Source organism: Corynebacterium sp. HMSC077G07, from assembly GCF_001809225.1.
Classification (GTDB): domain Bacteria; phylum Actinomycetota; class Actinomycetes; order Mycobacteriales; family Mycobacteriaceae; genus Corynebacterium; species Corynebacterium jeikeium_D.
Genome location: NZ_KV796535.1, coordinates 68,480 through 85,327, shown reverse-complemented (window position 1 = coordinate 85,327; position 16,848 = coordinate 68,480). Strand labels below are relative to the sequence as shown.

Annotated in this window: 17 protein-coding genes; 5 read left to right on the top strand and 12 right to left on the bottom strand. The window is 56.5% G+C overall.

The window, feature by feature from the left end; translation table 11 throughout:
* Positions 1-3: 3 nt before the first annotated feature.
* From HMPREF2562_RS06105 to HMPREF2562_RS06095, 3 genes are all read left to right on the top strand, one after another.
* Complete coding sequence (locus HMPREF2562_RS06105) at positions 4-741, top strand: ABC transporter ATP-binding protein (RefSeq protein ID WP_070549768.1); 738 nt, start codon at positions 4-6, stop codon at positions 739-741.
* Positions 728-2,161, top strand: coding sequence for an ABC transporter permease (locus HMPREF2562_RS06100; RefSeq protein WP_070549767.1), 1,434 nt, complete (start codon positions 728-730; stop codon positions 2,159-2,161). The genes HMPREF2562_RS06105 and HMPREF2562_RS06100 overlap by 14 nt, the downstream gene beginning before the upstream one ends.
* Before the next feature lie 108 nt (positions 2,162-2,269).
* Entirely contained in the window at positions 2,270-2,848 is a 579-nt protein-coding gene (locus tag HMPREF2562_RS06095; RefSeq protein ID WP_038627395.1) for an RNA polymerase sigma factor, read from the top strand.
* Positions 2,849-2,907: 59 nt separating this feature from the next.
* Here the strand turns inward: HMPREF2562_RS06095 and HMPREF2562_RS06090 are convergent, their stop codons facing one another.
* From HMPREF2562_RS06090 to HMPREF2562_RS06070, 5 genes are all read right to left on the bottom strand, one after another.
* Positions 2,908-3,459, bottom strand: coding sequence for a hypothetical protein (locus tag HMPREF2562_RS06090; protein ID WP_038627393.1), 552 nt, complete (start codon positions 3,457-3,459; stop codon positions 2,908-2,910).
* Entirely contained in the window at positions 3,456-3,911 is a 456-nt protein-coding gene (locus HMPREF2562_RS06085; RefSeq protein WP_070549766.1) for a hypothetical protein, read from the bottom strand. The genes HMPREF2562_RS06090 and HMPREF2562_RS06085 overlap by 4 nt, the downstream gene beginning before the upstream one ends.
* Positions 3,898-4,986 (bottom strand): Asp23/Gls24 family envelope stress response protein, encoded by a 1,089-nt coding sequence (locus HMPREF2562_RS06080; RefSeq protein WP_070549765.1) that lies wholly within the window; start codon positions 4,984-4,986, stop codon positions 3,898-3,900. Before HMPREF2562_RS06080 ends, HMPREF2562_RS06085 begins: the two co-directional genes overlap by 14 nt.
* A complete protein-coding gene (locus HMPREF2562_RS06075) occupies positions 4,983-5,180 on the bottom strand; it encodes a hypothetical protein (RefSeq protein WP_005511694.1) in 198 nt (65 codons plus the stop codon). The genes HMPREF2562_RS06080 and HMPREF2562_RS06075 overlap by 4 nt, the downstream gene beginning before the upstream one ends.
* Positions 5,181-5,245: 65 nt before the next feature.
* Positions 5,246-5,773: an Asp23/Gls24 family envelope stress response protein gene (locus HMPREF2562_RS06070; RefSeq protein WP_016421902.1), complete on the bottom strand. Its 528-nt coding sequence runs from the start codon at positions 5,771-5,773 to the stop codon at positions 5,246-5,248.
* A 325-nt stretch (positions 5,774-6,098) separates the two neighbouring features.
* On the opposite strand from HMPREF2562_RS06070, the gene HMPREF2562_RS10945 reads away from it, so the two are divergent.
* The gene (locus tag HMPREF2562_RS10945; RefSeq protein WP_168162076.1) at positions 6,099-6,257 is read left to right on the top strand and encodes a hypothetical protein; all 159 of its coding nucleotides are present in this window, start codon (positions 6,099-6,101) and stop codon (positions 6,255-6,257) included.
* Positions 6,258-6,468: 211 nt separating this feature from the next.
* Positions 6,469-7,101, top strand: coding sequence for a trypsin-like serine protease (locus HMPREF2562_RS10750; RefSeq protein WP_083229193.1), 633 nt, complete (start codon positions 6,469-6,471; stop codon positions 7,099-7,101).
* A 107-nt stretch (positions 7,102-7,208) separates the two neighbouring features.
* Here HMPREF2562_RS10750 and HMPREF2562_RS06065 read toward each other — a convergent pair whose 3' ends face one another.
* The 7 genes from HMPREF2562_RS06065 to HMPREF2562_RS06035 form a co-directional block, all read right to left on the bottom strand.
* Positions 7,209-10,397 (bottom strand): LPXTG cell wall anchor domain-containing protein, encoded by a 3,189-nt coding sequence (locus HMPREF2562_RS06065; RefSeq protein WP_141744779.1) that lies wholly within the window; start codon positions 10,395-10,397, stop codon positions 7,209-7,211.
* The gene (locus tag HMPREF2562_RS06060; protein ID WP_070549764.1) at positions 10,397-11,305 is read right to left on the bottom strand and encodes an isopeptide-forming domain-containing protein; all 909 of its coding nucleotides are present in this window, start codon (positions 11,303-11,305) and stop codon (positions 10,397-10,399) included. The genes HMPREF2562_RS06065 and HMPREF2562_RS06060 overlap by 1 nt, the downstream gene beginning before the upstream one ends.
* A complete protein-coding gene (locus tag HMPREF2562_RS06055) occupies positions 11,298-12,311 on the bottom strand; it encodes a class C sortase (protein ID WP_246819338.1) in 1,014 nt (337 codons plus the stop codon). Before HMPREF2562_RS06055 ends, HMPREF2562_RS06060 begins: the two co-directional genes overlap by 8 nt.
* A 237-nt stretch (positions 12,312-12,548) precedes the next feature.
* The gene (locus tag HMPREF2562_RS06050) at positions 12,549-14,162 is read right to left on the bottom strand and encodes a SpaH/EbpB family LPXTG-anchored major pilin (protein WP_070549762.1); all 1,614 of its coding nucleotides are present in this window, start codon (positions 14,160-14,162) and stop codon (positions 12,549-12,551) included.
* 680 nt (positions 14,163-14,842) lie between these two features.
* On the bottom strand, positions 14,843-15,202 hold the full coding sequence (locus tag HMPREF2562_RS06045; protein WP_070429229.1) for a hypothetical protein: 360 nt from the start codon (positions 15,200-15,202) through the stop codon (positions 14,843-14,845).
* A 170-nt stretch (positions 15,203-15,372) separates the two neighbouring features.
* Positions 15,373-16,140, bottom strand: a complete 768-nt coding sequence (locus HMPREF2562_RS06040; protein WP_070549761.1) for a class F sortase — start codon at positions 16,138-16,140, stop codon at positions 15,373-15,375.
* Positions 16,141-16,149: 9 nt separating this feature from the next.
* A partial coding sequence (locus tag HMPREF2562_RS06035) for a VaFE repeat-containing surface-anchored protein (protein WP_168162078.1) occupies positions 16,150-16,848 on the bottom strand: 699 nt, incomplete at its 5' end.

The window sequence follows — 16,848 nt, the reverse complement described above, 5'->3', positions numbered from 1 at the left end:
GCCATGCTTAGTTTGACCGCAGTCACTCGAACAGTGACGCTGCCCAACGGCGAGGAGCTGCCTATTTTGAAAGGCATCGACCTCGAAGTGCCACGTGGTGAGCACCTCAGCATTGTCGGCCAGTCCGGTTCGGGTAAGTCAACGCTGCTGAACATCATTGGCATGCTCGATTTGCCGGATTCTGGCACGTACACGTTCAACGGCACCGATATTTCCACCTTGTCGGACAGGAAACGCGCTGCGCTCCGGGGCGATAATTTGGGATTCGTCTTCCAGCAGTTCAACCTCTTCCCCTCCCGCACCACGCTGGAAAACGTCGAGGTTCCGCTGATGTACGACCGAGGTGAGAAGTTCTGGAATCGCACTGAGCTCGCCGCTGCGATGCTGGAGCGCGTCGGCCTGGGGGACCGCCTAGAGGCCACGCCTTCGCAGCTTTCCGGTGGTGAACAGCAGCGTGTGGCTATCGCCCGCGCGCTCGTACGCCAACCGCAACTCATTCTTGCCGATGAGCCCACTGGTGCGCTCGATGTCGACACCGGCAAGATCGTTATGGATCTGCTCGAAGAAGTCGCGGCGGAAAACAACGCCGCATTGATTCTGATCACACACGATTTAGAGGTCGCCGAGCGCGGCGATCGTGTGCTTGAGCTTCGCGACGGTCAGTTGCACGCCGACTCCGTCCTGCTATCTGCTGCCAACGCCATGCACGGCTCCGAGGAGGTTGCTGATGACGACGAATAAAGAAACAGAGTCGAAGTCACGGCCTTCCTTCCTCTATGCAGCAACGCCTTATCTCGGCGCTCTGCTGGAGGCGTGGCATGAGCTGCGCATTAACCGTGGCCGCATCATGCTGTCGCTGGTCAGTGTGGCTGCCGCAGTGTGGGCGATGACCACAGTGATTGCACTTGGCAATATTCTCACCAGCTCTCAGGATGCGGTCACCGCACAGAGTACGGGTATCGCCGGCACGGTTACGTTGACTGCCGGAGCGGGTAGTTCCGATTCTGAAGATGGTGGCAACTTCGGCGATGGCGGCTTCGGCGGCGATTTCAGCGACGGCACGATGGCCGATAGCTTTGGCGACTTCGGCGGCGAGGGCACCGGTGGAAACGGCCCGGACGATTTGAGCGTCATCAACCCAGACGGGTCTATCAACGACGCTTTTTCCACTGCCGCTCACCGCCTAGTGGAGACCACTCACGCCAACTTGTGGTCGCGGGTTCGCATGCAGCCAGCGACACCCGAGCACAATATGGATGACTGCGCTCCGGATGATTACGAGTGTTTTTCGCCAGGTACTCCCGAGCTGATTGCCGCTGACCCGGGCTGGTTCGATATCTACGCCCGCACCATCGTGCAGGGACGCCGCTTGGAAGATGCCGATGGCCAGCGCTTGATGAACCCCGTCGTGGTCAACGACCAGTTCTACGAAAGTCTGGGCAACCCAGCACTAGCCGACCATCCAACCTTCAGGTTGAAGGAAACGGGTAACACCACCTTCACCGTGGTGGGAGTGTATAAGTCCCTCGGATCGTGGGATGCCCCGAGCATTGTCACGCACTACGATTCCTTCCTCAATGCCGGCTACGAGGGTCCGGTGGGTGAGCCGCAACTGCTCGTCGCAACGCCTGAAGAGTCCGCGAAGGAGAACCAGAAGGCGCTGCACAATATTTTCCAGGCGGAGCTCGGCCCCAGCTGGAAGGTGAATACCTCCCTGTCGGAGAAGGACACGGAGATTTCCCAGGAGATGAATAACACCATCACCACTGCGCTGGGCATTATCGGCGGCATTGTGATTGCGCTTGGCGCGTTGGGGCTGCTCACGGTCTCGATTGTCACCATTGGTCACCGCGTCCGTGAGATTGGTATTCGTCGCGCAATGGGCGCGTCGGCAGGCAGGATCTTTATCTCTGTGTTCCTGGAGTCGATTGTCGCCACGACGGTGGCGGGCGTAGTTGGCGTGATTGCCTCGATCATCACGGTCAAGCAGCTGCCGCTGGATAAGATGCTGGCGTTGCCGCTGGAGACCGGTGCCGTGGCCTACCCCGTCACGGCCGCGGTAATCGGCGTGTTGGTCGCGACATTCGTGGGCGCGCTGGCGGGTATTATCCCGGCCACCATCGCAGTCCGCGTCAAGCCCATCGACGCCATCCGCTTCTAACACTTCAGCCCCTAGTTCGCCTGGCTGCGTCGCCGCCTGCTTTTTGCAGGTGAGGCCACGTGCAGCCAGGCGAATTATCTTTAGGTTTTAAGTTGCTAAGCTATTGCCATGACTCCCGCACGCCTCGTCTCTAATGACGAATACATCACGCAGCTGGCGCTGAAAGCCGGTCGCGGTGATCAGGCTGCGCTGACGGAGTTCGTGCGGCTGACGCAGAAGGACGTGTGGCGTTTGGTCGCACATCTGGGCGGCGTTGATGCTGCGGATGATTTAACGCAGGAGACGTATCTGCGTGTCATGGGGGCACTTCCCCGTTTTGCGGCGCGTTCTTCTGCCCGCACCTGGCTGTTGTCGCTGGCCCGGCGCGTGTGGGTGGATTCGGTCCGCCATGATTCGGCGCGCCCGAAGAAGTCTGCGGTGGAAGTGGAAAACGCTGCCGAGCAGTTTACGACTGGCGAGTCGTGGTCAGAGCTCGCCGACGCCCGCGTGCTGCTGGAGCAGCTGCCGGAAGAACGCCGCGAGGCACTCATTCTGACGCAGGTGCTGGGTTACTCCTACGCGGAGGCCGCGGAAATCGCAGGTTGTCGCGTGGGCACTATTCGCTCACGCGTCGCCCGTGCGCGCCGCGATTTGGTTGCCGCACTTGGCGACGGCGACAGTGTCAACGGCGACTCTACAGCTGTTTAGGCCCGTTCCAGCCAGAGGACGTAGCTAGCCGTTGTAGGTTGTCTCTCCCGCGAGGCTAACTAACGGTCCAGTTCGATTTTGTAGGTCGAGGCGATATCCGCATGGCCGAGGGCATCACGCATTTCACGCTCCGCGTTTTTCAGGGCAGCTACAACGGCGGGGAGGCTCGCCTGCGGCGGCATCGCCACAGTCACTTCTAACGTCGGGATTCCATTATCCCGGTAGACCCGTGAATCCGCCTGGTTGATGTGGGCGTTGCGCTCTAGATCGGTGCACACCGCATCGGCAACATCGGCGACCGGCAGCGAAATCTCTCCTAACTTTTCCTGTGATTCGGATGCGGAAACCGTGCTGAACCGGTGTGATCGCAGATTAGCGACCACCAAGCTGCAGCCGACCACCGCTAGAATCGCTGTAATTACACCGAGGACGGGAACATACCAGCTTTGCTCAGGTATTTTTCCCCAGGATTCCATCCGCCCGGTGTCATGAAGCCACTGTGCAGGAGCGACATCGAAGTAGCTAGCAATCGCCCATGTTGCTACCAGTAGTAACAGCGCTGAGAAGAGGAACAACACAATTCGGTCGAATACGCTTACTGATGTTTTCACTTGTCATCACCTTCGTATCCACCGTGAGTTCCGGAAGCAAGTGCCGTGCCATTCTGGATTTCTTGGTAGTCAGACTCATGCATCCACACTGGCAGGTTGCCATCGTCATCGACGCGTACATACCGGCGCGGGGCGGGAAGAAACACCGCGATGAGCTGTCCCAGCCCATAGATTGCAGCGAGGATTCCGACGAGGAGCAACACCCATGACGCGGCTGAGCCCTGTGGGTTGCTGAACCAGTCGAATACCGGTTGTAACCATGAGGTGTCACCTGAGCTATTGGCGCTAATGATTGCTTCTCTACCTGCGACTATGGCCGCTGCAATCATCAACAGACCGGCAAAAACTCCCAGCCCGCGGACCTTTGGTGATTGACGCGGGTCACGTCCCTGGCGAGTTTCGACTAACTCGTCCGAGACCACCGCGGCCGATGACCTCTCAGTCGGCGTCATAGGGTGTCACCTCAATCTTTTTCAGTGGGCGCGGCTCTGGCGTGCTTACCACCACGGTACGTGGTTGTGGCACGGATACCGGGCGCAGCTGCTCCTGTCGTGGTGCGCGAACCTGTTTCAACCGGGTTGGACGCGGCACTTTAACCGGCCGTAGTAGCGCTGGTCGTGGCGTCTTAACGTTAATTGTGCGTGGCGACGGCACTCGTACCGGACGCAGCTTTGGTTGCCGGGGGACACTCACCTGCACCAAGGACGTCGGCTTTGGTGCTGCGACTTTTCGCAGTTGTATTGGCCGTGGAGTTGGTGTGCGACGCACCTGTACCGGCTTCGGCGCCGAGGTACGGGCCACTGGTAACGGCGGTGGCGCAACAACGCGACGGGCCGGTTGCGGCTTTGGTGCCTTAATAGCCACAGCTGGTTGCGGCTTCGGCGGCGTGATGAAGCGCATCGGTTGTGGAGCAGGTGCTGGGACACTGCGTACTCGTTCTGGACGCGGCGGAGTAACGCTGCGTACCAGCTGCGGTGTCACCGGCTGAATGCTACGCACTGACTGTGGCTGCGGTACTGAAATACTGCGCACTGGCTGCGGCGGCGGCACGGCGATGGACCGCACTTCTGGGACCCGCCGCACCTGCGGGGCGGTCACTACCTGCTGGTTAACCCGGACAGCTGTCAACTGCGGGTGATCTGAAAAGTACGCTAAGTCCTGTCGGGTGACACGCACGTGCCCGGGTTCGACGCTGTCGATGTCAACATCGACGGTGACATTTTCAAGACCGGCCATATCAGCGAGCCAGGTGGCAACGCTGGAACGAATGCGCACCGCAATTTCCGCTGTCGGCGCCGGCCATGATGCAACGGCGCGAACTGTGACTCGAACTGCACTAACGACGTTTGTAGTGGCAGAGCTAGGGGCAATCTCACTATCGATAGAGACAATTGGATAGTCGCGCCCTAGCACACGGGATTGGTCGAGGGTGCCGGGAACCGCGCGCACGGCCATCTCTACGATGCGGCGGATTGCCTTTTCGCTTACGACGGTGGTGCCACGCGTTGCTGGAACGTGGATAGTCACCGTCGGCGGCCTCCTCGGTTGAACTTACGGTTGAGTTCGGGCGCATCGATTTTGCCATCGAGTACCGCACCGGCTGCACCGGCCAGACCTCCGAAGGCAATAACCGCAAGAAAGCCCGTGAAACCACCAATCATTGCGGCGAAGCACAGGACAACGGCAATCGTCGCGAAGGTCTTTGTGTAATTATCGAACATGAAATTCCCCTTTATGCGGGCTTAACTGCCCATTCTGCCCGGCCTCGACGCGCAATAGTTGTTAACTACTGAACGCGTGGCTGCTCCTTGGGCTCGTTAGCAGCCGCGATGGCCTTGCGCTGCTCTTCGCGCTGCTTAGCGGCCTCTTCTTCGCGCTCCTGCGGGGTCTGGTAGTCGGTGTGAACATCGGAAACATCAACATTGACTTCAGTGACCTCGAGGCCGGTCATACGCTCAACGGAGCTAATGACGTTCTGGCGGATAGCCTCTGCCAGCTCGTGGATGGCAACACCGTACTCGGCAATGATGGTGACGTCGACTGCAGCCTGGCGCTCGCCGACCTCAACGGCAATTCCCTGGGACACGTTGGCGCTGCCGCCGGAGACAAACTCACGGACGGAGCCAGCGAAGCGATCCATGCCACCACCAAGGTCATAGACACCGGAGACCTCGCGGGTAGCGATGCCCGCAATCTTGGAGACGACGCTGTCGTCGATAGAAGTGTGGCCGTGGCCGGTTCCCTTATTCGCGGAGTCCGAGCCAGCCTGAGTTGCCGGGGTGTTCTTAGCAGTGTTCTTTGCGTTGTCAGCCATGATGTGCCGTTCCTGTTCTCAGTGTTGTAGACGAAATGTCTGGACAATGCCGATGCTATAGCCGCAACAGGCAACCTGCAGGGCGGCTAGGAGTACATGACTGCGTGAGTGCCCCTCCAGCAGGGATTTCGTTATGAAAGTCTCTTAGAGAACTGGATTACAGACTTGATGTGCTTTTCTTCCCCGGCATCACGGAGAGCTCTGAAATTTCTAGATTATCCCTGCTTGGCGGCAGGATATGACCTCTCATTTCCCGTTCTGACATCACGAACGAACCCCCACGTGCCAGCCGTTTGCTAACAAATTCGACAACTTTGTATAACGAGTGGCAGCTTACAGCGAGATTCCACGTTTCAGCGGAATGTTAATGCCGACCACGGTCAGAACCCGTGCGCGCCGCGATTTGCTTGCCGCGCTTGACGACGGCGACAGTGCCAGCGGCGACTCGGCTGCTGTTCAGGCCCGCTCCCCCGATGGTCGTTGACCTTTCTTCTACCCCATTTTGTCACGCTATCGAGCATGATTTCCAAGTTGAGCGTAGGTTCTGCCTTAACTGATAGTTTTATACATTTCCTTATATTCGCGATACGAAACGGGTATATGAACTGCCCGGTCGCATACGTTCCATCTTTTCCGACGAGATTAGCTTTGTTTTGGGCCACCACCGACCAACTCACTGAGGAGCAGATTTCCCCATGAATAGACCTTCATGGATTTTCACTGTCACTGCCGTTATCACCGCTACAACCGGACTACCGGCCTACGCCGCCACCATTAATCAAGGCGATCCGGTTGTCATCATTCACGCTAATGGACCACAAGCTAGTGTCTGTACGGCTGGCTATGTCGACAAGACCAATTCGCAAATCTACACAGCAGGTCATTGTGGACAAGAGGGAGACACAGTGACGGATGGGACCTTTCAGAAAATTGGAGTTTTCCAACCGTCTCCCACATATGACCATTCACTAGATACGGGGAACGATATTGGAGTTGTCTCGCTTGACGACCCCGCTACTGCAGGTGAGAATTCGTATTCGGGCGACTCAATGCTATCCCCCACAGATGTTCAAACAGGCGAGACTGTCTGCATCTACGGAAACACCACGGGGAAAGTTTCCTGCGGTTTAGCTGCTGATCGAGATGCATACAAAACCGACGACAATGCTCTACAGGTTCAAAACGTACACGCTCAACGCGGCGATTCCGGAGGGCCAGTGTGGGTACCGGATAAAGGCGCTGTCGGTGTTGTATCGACTACCTGGAACATCATCGATGGGAACGGACAGCAGCTTGGTTCCTATATCACCGCTAATTCCCCCTGGTAAGAGGGCTTTATCTACCAGGGCTTCCTGATGGGAGGGAAACGAGCCTACGTCTTTTTACAGCCCAATGGGTTCTGTGCAGTCGCCTGCACAGAACCCATTCCTTGTTATTAGGACTGCTGTCGCCGAGCCCAGAACCAACCGCAGGCTGCGATTACCGAACCAAACAGTGTCCAGAGAAGAACTCCGTTTCCACCGGTCTTTGGCAGCTTACCTGTCCTGGTGTCGGTCACCTGCATGATCATGAGTTCACCGGAGCCTTCGGCCTTGATAAGCGGGCTACTGCCACCTACCACCGAGACGGTGTACTCCTTAGTCTCTTGGTCAATTGAAATTTCAAAAGCTACCGGCTCTGGCAGCAGGCTGAGGCCTGCCGGTGCCATCGTTTCTACAAGGTAGAAAGTGCCAGTTTCAGTGATTTCAATCGACTTCTGATCAGGCGTGATGGTGTAGACCGGTCCTCCACTGAAATCCGGCTGACCACCAGCCGAAGGATAGATATCGAAGGTCGCACCGCCGAGTCCCGGTAGAACCTTGACTCCCTCGCCATCGACATACTCCGCCTTTTCCAAGGTCAGCTTGCCCGGCTTGGTGTCCGGCGCTTCGTAGTTATCGACGACACAGGAGACGGAAGACAGGACCTTATTGGATTCCGACATCTTTACGCGGAAACCGAACTCGCCCACATTTTCCACCTTGAGAGGTGAGGTTTTCCCGTCGCGGGTTTGAGTACACACAGCGTTGAAGTCACCGGTGGAATCCAAAGTGTCCCCGCGACGGAACAGGGTGTAACCCTGCTTCTGCGTTTCGGTCAGAACCAGCGACTGCTCACGCTCGCTTTCAATGTTCCACGATGCCGTACCCTTATCGGATTCGGATCCGGAGGTCACCTTCATCGATTGGTGAACCAACGGGCCATTACCAGAACCGATGACATTGTTATTTGCGGACAGGGTGAACTCCCAACCTGGGGCGCCGTCTTCGAGAACCTTGCCGTTTTCATCGACAATCCTCTTCTTGACCTTCACTACGCCATTACAGCGAGAAGCAAGTTCTTCACCAATTTGCTTCATCTGCGCGGCTAGCTGTGAGTACTGCTCAACTCGGATGGTGTCTCCGGTACCGGAGATATCCTCACCCATAGTCTTTACAGAACGGGTTCCGTAGGTCCACTTGGCCATATCGCTCTTGACATAGTCAGCAGAATATTTCTCCGGCTTTTTCTCCAGAATATCTACTTGACCTCCTTCAACGGCCCATTTGAAGTTGGCAGTGTCATCTTTAGAGCCGATGTACCTCGCCTTATCGGGTGATTTCCAAATTCGGTAATACAAGCCGGGTTCCTGCGGATCATCGCGTCTTTGCCATTCACGAACATCCTTAAGGACATAATCCTCTGTGACTGTGAATCGAGCTCTTTTCTCACCACCAAGTGTCAAATCCACCATGATAGGGACAACTCGGGTTCCAGCTGCCTTGAGCTCATTCGACGCCTTGATTGCATCGTTGAGGGCAGATGCCTGAACAAAACCACCAGCGTTCTTCGGCCGATCAAAGGAAGAAGAAAGAGTCGGCATGCCGTCAGTGATGAAGTACACCACGTCATAATTTCCGGCCGCGACCTGCTTCAGACCGGCTTCCCAGTTAGTAGCGCCACTACCGTTCCAGTTGGAGACAATGTTCTTCGCACGGGAAACGCCTTGATCGGACTGCAGCGAGATATACGGAGGATTCTGACCATACGTTGATCCAGCTCCCGCCTGTGGAGCTCGAGTAGCAAAGTTGTAGATACCGAGCTCGGCGGGTGTTCCGGCCAGCGAATCAATCAAAGCGTTTGCTGCACGCTTCGATTCAGTGAAACCATTTGAATCAGCGAAATTAAGCGATGTCGAAAGGTCAGCCACTACGGCAACGCGCAGACCACAACGCTGTGGCATCGGCGGGTTAGGGACTCGCCCATGGACCCACTTAGCTCCATCTGGTGGCGAGATAATCTCTGGTGGTTTTTGCTCGTCCTTTTTCTCTCCGTAGACATCAAGAGTGACCTTCAAATTCTTGTTCTGCGAGAGATTATTTGTGAAGGTGAAAACCGCATCCTTCGGCACAACGGCAGAGTCGACCGGCTTGCCATCCTTCACCGGCACGACGTCCATAGTGATGAAGCCGTTGCCAATATTGACGTTGCGCTTCTGCAATGTCACACCAGGCTCAATCTGGTCCAGAGTGAGGTTGTACTTCTGCGGATCCAAGAAGCTCGCGTCAGTCTCGATACGCACGGTTGCGTACTTCATGTGAGATTCCTCAGTCACCTTAGCCGTAAAGGCATTGGGGTTCTTCGGATCTACTGGGTCAGCTTTAACTGCAAACTCGTGACCGATGGCATCAAAGTGACGCCCTTCGACAGCTGGTGGCTTAGGGTCTTCGGAAGAATCTGAGCAGTCTTTTACCTCGCCGCTCAGATTGAAGGTCCACTCGGTACGAGCGTTCGGAGCGAGCTTGAACCCTGGCTGTGCCACTGCAGTGACCTTGACCGTCCCCGGCTTATCCTGCTCGTAGACATGGGGGCCAGCCGGCCTCTTCTCTGCGTTGAGGTAGTAATCAACACCCTTAGTGTCCGGGATATTGATGTAAGCCTTCTCCACGCACTCCGGTGCAGTCGCGGGATCGACAAGGGCTGGGTCCGCGGGAGTTACCGTTCCAGGTTCTGGCTCCGGATCCTCCGGCTCGGTAGGCTCAGTCGGATCTGTTGGCTCCGTCGGGTCAGTTGACGGATCTGTTGGCTCACTTGGGTCGGTGGGCTCAGTGGAATCAGCGATAGTGCCACGAAGGGTCAGGGCCACCTCACCAGTCGCTCCTTGAAAATTGTTAAAATACGGGTTCAACTTAATCTTGTCGCCCGCCTTTACCGTTTGATTAAGCCCACTATGCACAATGTCAAATGGAGCCCGCTTCTGGCCCGTAGACGCTAACTGCGATGGAATAGACTTGCCATTAATGGTCAAACTATAGTCCTGCACCCATTCGTTACCATCTATCCGGAATTCGAGGGTGTCAATTGTTGAGTCGCTGTCAACGGTGAACTCGAATTCAGGATTCCCTGGATACGGTCGCGTCTTGATCTTCTTAAACTCGTACTTCGGCGGAGACGTCGGGATGACCTCCGTCTGCGCCTGCGCCTGCGGCGCGTTGGGAGCAAAAGCCTGACCGCTGACAACGAGAGCTACCGCTAGCAAAGCAGCCAAGAACATGCGAAGCGTAGTTCGCATTGAATCCGGCAAGCGGAATGTTGTCGAAAACATTAGTTCTTCCCACTTTCTGAGTTCTTCTTGCTAGCGGCGATGATGACGAATCCTCCGCCGATTAGTGCAGCAGCAACGGCTACCAGACCTGCTACCTGCACACCGGTGAGTGCCAAGGAGCCGGACCCTCCGCTACTTCCCGAGCTTGAGGATGAACCCGACGACCCCGAAGGTGTCGAGGTACCAGGCTCAACAGGTGTCGTAGGGGTAGTCGAAGTCCCCGGTTCACCCGGTGTTGTCGGCGTTGTCGGCGGCGTCTTCGGCGGGGTAGATGTTCCCGGCGTAGTCGGCGGTGTTCCCGGTGGCGTTGTCGGAGGAGTCTTCGGCGGAGTGGTCGGAGGCGTCGACGGTGGTGGTGTCTCCCCCGGCTTATGCGACTTCGCCACAATGACTCCCTCTACCGGAGTGGAGTCATAGTCCGCGCCATAGAAAGGCACCGATACCAAGAAGGGGTTAATCTCCCGGTAACTGTCGTTCGGAGCCGTCGAGGTCACAAGGTAAATACCCTCCGGCAGGTCACTGAATTTAACAGAGCCGTTTTCGTCAGTGACCTGGCTGAAGTGGAGGTCTTTTGGCCACTCGGCAAGCTCAGCCGGGGTGGCGTTTTCCACCTTCTCGCGGTCCTGCTGGCTAGACGGCGAGATTCCCTTGAGGCGCTCCAGATGAATGGTCACGCCAGAAATAGAGCCCGATGCCGACGAATTATCATCGTCAGGATTTCCTGGGCTCAAGGTAATTCGCACAATGTCAGTGCCGCTCGTTGCTGAAACGCCCGGAGCATCCACGCGTCCAACGATCCTGGCCGCGTTGGCGTCATTCGCGCCGATTGCACCCATCACTGCAACCAGAGCGCAGGCAGCTAAGAACGCAGCTATCCGGTTCCAGGTGGATGTCAAATATTTATTCATTGTCGTTTTCCCACCACGAAGTGTTGTTATTATCCTCGGATGCCGATTCGCTGCCGTCAGCGAGTTCATCACTGTCTGCGTCGCCATCAGCAGTCTCGACGTCCGCGTTCTCAGCGTCGTCGTCAAGCTCTTCGTCGGCGTCGAGGCGCTGGCGCCAGAGCCACCACGCAAAGCCCGCGCCAAGCACAAGCACTGTTACGAGCAGGGCATACATCCACCACTGCCATCCAGTTCCGTGCGTTTGGTCGAAGACATTGCTTTCCGACGGATCCATCGGCACTTGGTGCCCACGCACTAGCAGACGATGCGTGTTAATCCCGTAAGGAGTGCAAGTGATGAGGGTGACGTAGTCCTGGCCTTCAATGGGACGAAGATCATCGGTCTCGTGCGGAAGTACAACCTTGATTTGATCAATTTCGTACTTCAGCTTGTGACCTGCGACCTGGATATAGAAGGCGTCTCCCTCTTTTGCTTTCCGCAGGTTATCGAAGAGCGTTACGTTAGTAAGTCCGGTATGACCGGTAATGATGGAGTGGGTTCCAACACCGCCGACTGGAAGATCAGATCCGTATAGGTGTCCGAGCCCCTTGGCGAGCACCTCATTACTGGTGCCGTGGTAAATCGGCAGGTCGGCCTGAATCTCTGGGAAAATCAGACGCGCCATCACGTCGGTAGCGTTTAGCTGATCGAGATAAGCGGCGTACTCGGGGTTGTGGTCATTAATTTCGTTAAGCCACGGGTCCAGGATCGGGCCGGTGGTGTGGCGCTCATTGTAAGAATGAGCGCGTTCCCACTGTTCATCTTTAACTTCTTGGGGTACGGACTTCTCCAGCTTGGCGAACTCTTTGGCCGCCTTAGAGGTGCCGTAGTTATTCAATGCCGTGGAGACAACCGGGTACAGCATCACAAGTAAACCCACAATCACCAGAATTGCGGGGAGAACCATGCTGTTCTTTTTCGCCTGCTCAGGCTGATTAGGCTGCTCAGCTGATGCGTCCCGCGTCAGAGTCGACGCAGAGTGTTTACCCACGGAGGAACTCCCAAGAAGTCAATCAAAAAGGGATGTGGCCTTTCTCTTTCTCACAGGCATGGAGATGCCTGCTGTTGAAAAAGAGCACATCGAAAGGCCGCAACAGTAATTTCAGTGATGCGCAAACTGCAGGAATCGCGTGCGCTGTTGAACGCACGCTATTCCCGCAACACTGGAGCTAAGGCGCTCCAGTGACCGAGCCTCTACTCGGATTTAGTTCTTGGAACCGCGGCGGGCGAACCATGCACCAGCTGCGACGATAGCTGCACCGATAGCAGCCAGGATGCCGACACCGGCACCACCGGTCATCGGCAGGTTCGGGGGGGGGTCGTCGGAGTTAACAACCTCACCCGGGTTAGCGCCGACCTGGACGGATGCCAGCTCGTAAACACGCTCCGGGGCAGTCTGCTTAGCAACCAGCTTGAACTCGAGTGCCTCCGGCAGCAGCTCCTTACCCTTCGGAGCCTTGGTCTCAATCAGGCAGTAGTGGGACTGTTCGCCTTCGACAACCTCAGCGTTGTCTTCGAAGTCGTTGACGTGAAGACCGGTAATCTTGACGATACCGTCCTGGCCAGAGACGAAGGTGGTCTTCACCTCGTCACCCTGCTGGCCGTTAACCGGAGTCCAGGAGTCCTTCTTGGTGGTGTCAATGTCGGAGCACTTCTGGCCAGCAGCCTGGCGGACAATCTGGAACTCGGCACCTTCCAGAGCGTTGCGGTCGCCATCAACCTTCTTGAACTGCACGCCACCCCAGTAGGTCTTGACCTCCGGAGTCTCCTTCGGAGTGCTGTTCTGAGAACCATCCGGGTTGTTCTGGAAGACCAGAGCCTTGTTCGGCGCGATATCGGTAGCTTCCTTGAACTCAGGCTTCAGCGTGGTGGTGATGGTAACGACGACCTTGTCACCCGCGTTAAGGGACTTAGCAGTTTCCTTATTCAGGGCGACGTCGACCTTGTTGCCCTCGAAGAACTTCCCATCAACATCCTGCGTCGGCTGGATCTCCTTGCCAGCGACCGTCACCTTCACGTCGGTGATCTCCAACTTCGAGTCAATCTCGTCAGTGATCTGGAACTGGGTGCGCTCCGTGCCCGGCTTCAGCTGACGAGCAGTACCAGTGACGGTGTAGACCAGGTTTTCATCACCAGCGTTCTGGTCCTTGTCCTTGACGGTCTTGTCCGGCTCTTCGTCCTTGTAGTTCTTCGGGAACGCGTGGACATCGTAGTTCCAGCTAGTGCCCTGGTTATCCCCACCGTTATCCGCGGTCATCGGAACGAAAGCGATGAACGGAACAGCCGGGTCATAGCCTTCCTTCGGGCCGGTCTCAACAACCAGGTAAGCACCGAGAGGCAGTTCCGTGCCAACGTTCCACTTGCCGTCTGGGCCGGTCTTACCGGATGCAACCTCCGACAGGACACCCGCAGGCAGGTCACCCTTGAGAGCTGCGCCCTGAGAGAAGTCAGATGCCTTCAGCTTCGAAGCAGCCAGTAGGCCCTCGTTAGTGGTGACATCGATGTCGGTATTGCCATCTGCAGTCTTGTTGATCCTGTAAACGGTGAAGCCGACACCTTCAAGCTTCTGGCCACCGTTGGCCTCAACATCCTTGATATCAGCCTCGGTACCAGACGGCTGGCCTTCACCAGTCGGGTTACCGAACTTGTGAATGGTGAGCGAGCCCTTGGCGTTCTTATTCACCAGTGGAGAGTCGCCAGCAGCCTGGTTGATGGAGGGATCCTCCTGAGCGATTGCAGCCGGGGCGGAGACACCCATCGACAGACCGACGATGGCAGCGAAAGTTACCGAACGAGCGGTACGGGAGAACTTATTCACGAAAACAGGTCCTTTACAGAAGTCCAAAATGAAGCGACACGCTTCAATACGTCTCGCGATTCACTCCAGACGGCGACACCAACGTTCCCCGACTTGCCAAAACTGAGTTTTTCCTTAAGAAAAAGACCAGTTTGTCTAACCTTTTAAGCTTAAGCGTTATGAACTTTAATGTTTGAATGTCGAAACATTACAGCTCAAGCTCATTGCTCGCTCGGTTAACAGCGCTCAGTGAACCGCTTATAAATAACTTAACCGCTTAAGCATCTGACCGATACCCCAAGGAGAACGGGCCGCGACACCTGGGCATGAAAACCCTTCGCATTCACACTTCGTACTACCTCCGCGATAGCTCTTTGCACTGTTCGCGACGGGCTTTTGCCCATTCACCCAAAAAAGCGTCAAGATTTCCTCGATTTATCCCCCTTCCCCCAATCAGGGCTAACCAGTTGGTTTGTATCAATAGCTTTTACCCCCTACCGCTATCGTCGCAGCGCACGCCGGGCAAATGAGGGCTCATCAACCTTCTCGTATTTGCTGTCACGACAACGTCGTCAAGCGAAAGCAAAAGGACACCCTCAAAAACCAAGTAACGCCCCGCGACCCACCGCCTTGTGCTAGGACCTGTAAAAGCACAGAGACAGTAAGCGACACGGGGCGCGCTGTGGCGTCACAAGAGGCGTTTAGAGAACCGCCCAGTAGTGAACATCGTTGTAGCCGTTGAGCTTGAGGACGTCACCAACCTGATCGACCTTCTTCTTGCCCTCGGGGGTCATACCATCCGGCATGATCTGCACGTCAGCGCTGTGGTCACCGGTGAAGGTGATGTTGACGTAGTCCTTGCCATCGCGATGCTCAAGCTCGAAGACGTAGCGATTGACGGCCAGCTTGCCCGAGTGGAGGAATCCGCCCTTGCCCGGAGCGACAACTGCAGTGTCAGCGGAGGTTGCAGGTGCAGCTACCGCCTGTGCGGCAGTAGCAACCGGAGCGGCAAGCACGAGTGCGCCCACACCCCAGACACCGATTTTCTTCAACATGCTCATAGGTACCTTCCTTATCTTCAGTGTTTCTGCAGGGTTTCTGCAGATTTGATTTGTGTTTTCTGCGACTGTCGGCGCCGCTGTTGTTCGACGGCGTTCAACAGCCGCAGCCAATGAAATTGGTCAATGAATTGAGGCTGCGCCCCAGTGCCCTAGTGCCCTAGCGCACTGGATTAGCGCACTGGAGTGGCCTCGACGATGATGTTGTCGGCGTATCCCAACGTGCCGCCGACGAACTCGCCTCCGCAGGTAATGAGGACCAAGCGGTTCTCACCAACTGCATCGTTGACAGCCTCGGGCATCTGAGCGCCCTTGACCACCTGAATCGGATCGTGACTGACGGTGAAGTCTCGGCTTTCGCCATCTACCTTCACCGTGACAGTGTCACCAGCTTTCAGGTCAGCGAAACGTGCAGCGTAGCCATCGCCCTGGTCCACCTCATTGACGTGACCGGTAATGACGGACGATCCAGCTGCACCTTTCTCACCTGGGATTGCGGAAGCCGAGTACCAGCCAAGGCGCGAAACATCGGTCGGTGGAATCAGAGATCCTTGATCAGTCAGCTGAACGAAATCAATCGGAGCCGACTTACCATCAATGAGCATCTCCATCTCGTGCACAGCTCCCCGAGAACCCTGTGCTGGAGTGGGCAGATTCTCCTGCGCACCATCGAGCGTCGAATCATTGCGATTGATCTGGCCAATCACCAGCAGAGCGATAACGCCGATTAATGCGATAGCGGCGATATACATTCTTGGCTGCTTCCACCAAGGCACGCTTTGTAGGTCTTCGGCTTGGCCGTCGGCCTGGTCTTCATCCTGGCCAAACGGATCAACGTGGCCGAGTGCGCCGGTTTCGGTTTCCGGATCGATGCCGGGCTCGTAACCTGGAGCATTTCCAGGTTCCTTTCCGGTCTCGTCCGAGCCAAACTGATCGGTCATGGAATCTCCTTAGTTGGTGGCTACCGTCGGCAGAGCGTGAGTAGCCAAACCGGTCGGGCCAGACGGAACCGAACTAATTGCACGTCGTTCCGAGTTCGGAGCCAACGGCTTTCCGTGGTTCTTCTGCTTATCCTGGCCAGTGCCTCCGATGATGGTGACGTTGGTGTTGTTCTGCTCCGAGTGCTGATTAATCACAGTGTTCGGGGTGGCAGTGTCGCTGGTCGGTGCGGAGGAATCGTCGTTAGGCGTGCCCTGCTTGCCCTCATCCTTCGGCTGCTCAGATGGCGTGTTCTCTGGGGTCTTGCCGTTCGTGACAGTCTGCTCCGCAGAGTTGATGTCCTTGTGGACAGCAACTTCCTTGCCATTGGCATCGGTCAGAGTCTCGAAGGCAACCTGAGAAGCGCAGTCGCCGTCGGTGATGATGATCGGAACATCAACCGTGCCGGCGGATGCCGTCGGCACAAAGTGCAGGCGGCTCCTAGCGCCAGTGGACTTGCCCGTCTCCTTGCACATCAGCTCACCGGTCAACGTGTACTTCGTGCCCGGCTTCAGGCCAGTGAAGTGCACGGTGTCGATGACGACAGCACCCTTTTCAACCAGAGCCTTGCCGGCAATACCGGCAGTAGTCGTGATGGCTGGGTTGTCCTCAGACTGCGCTGGGGTGCTTGGGTGGTTTGGCTTTTCCGGCTGGGCAGGCTTCGTCGGCTT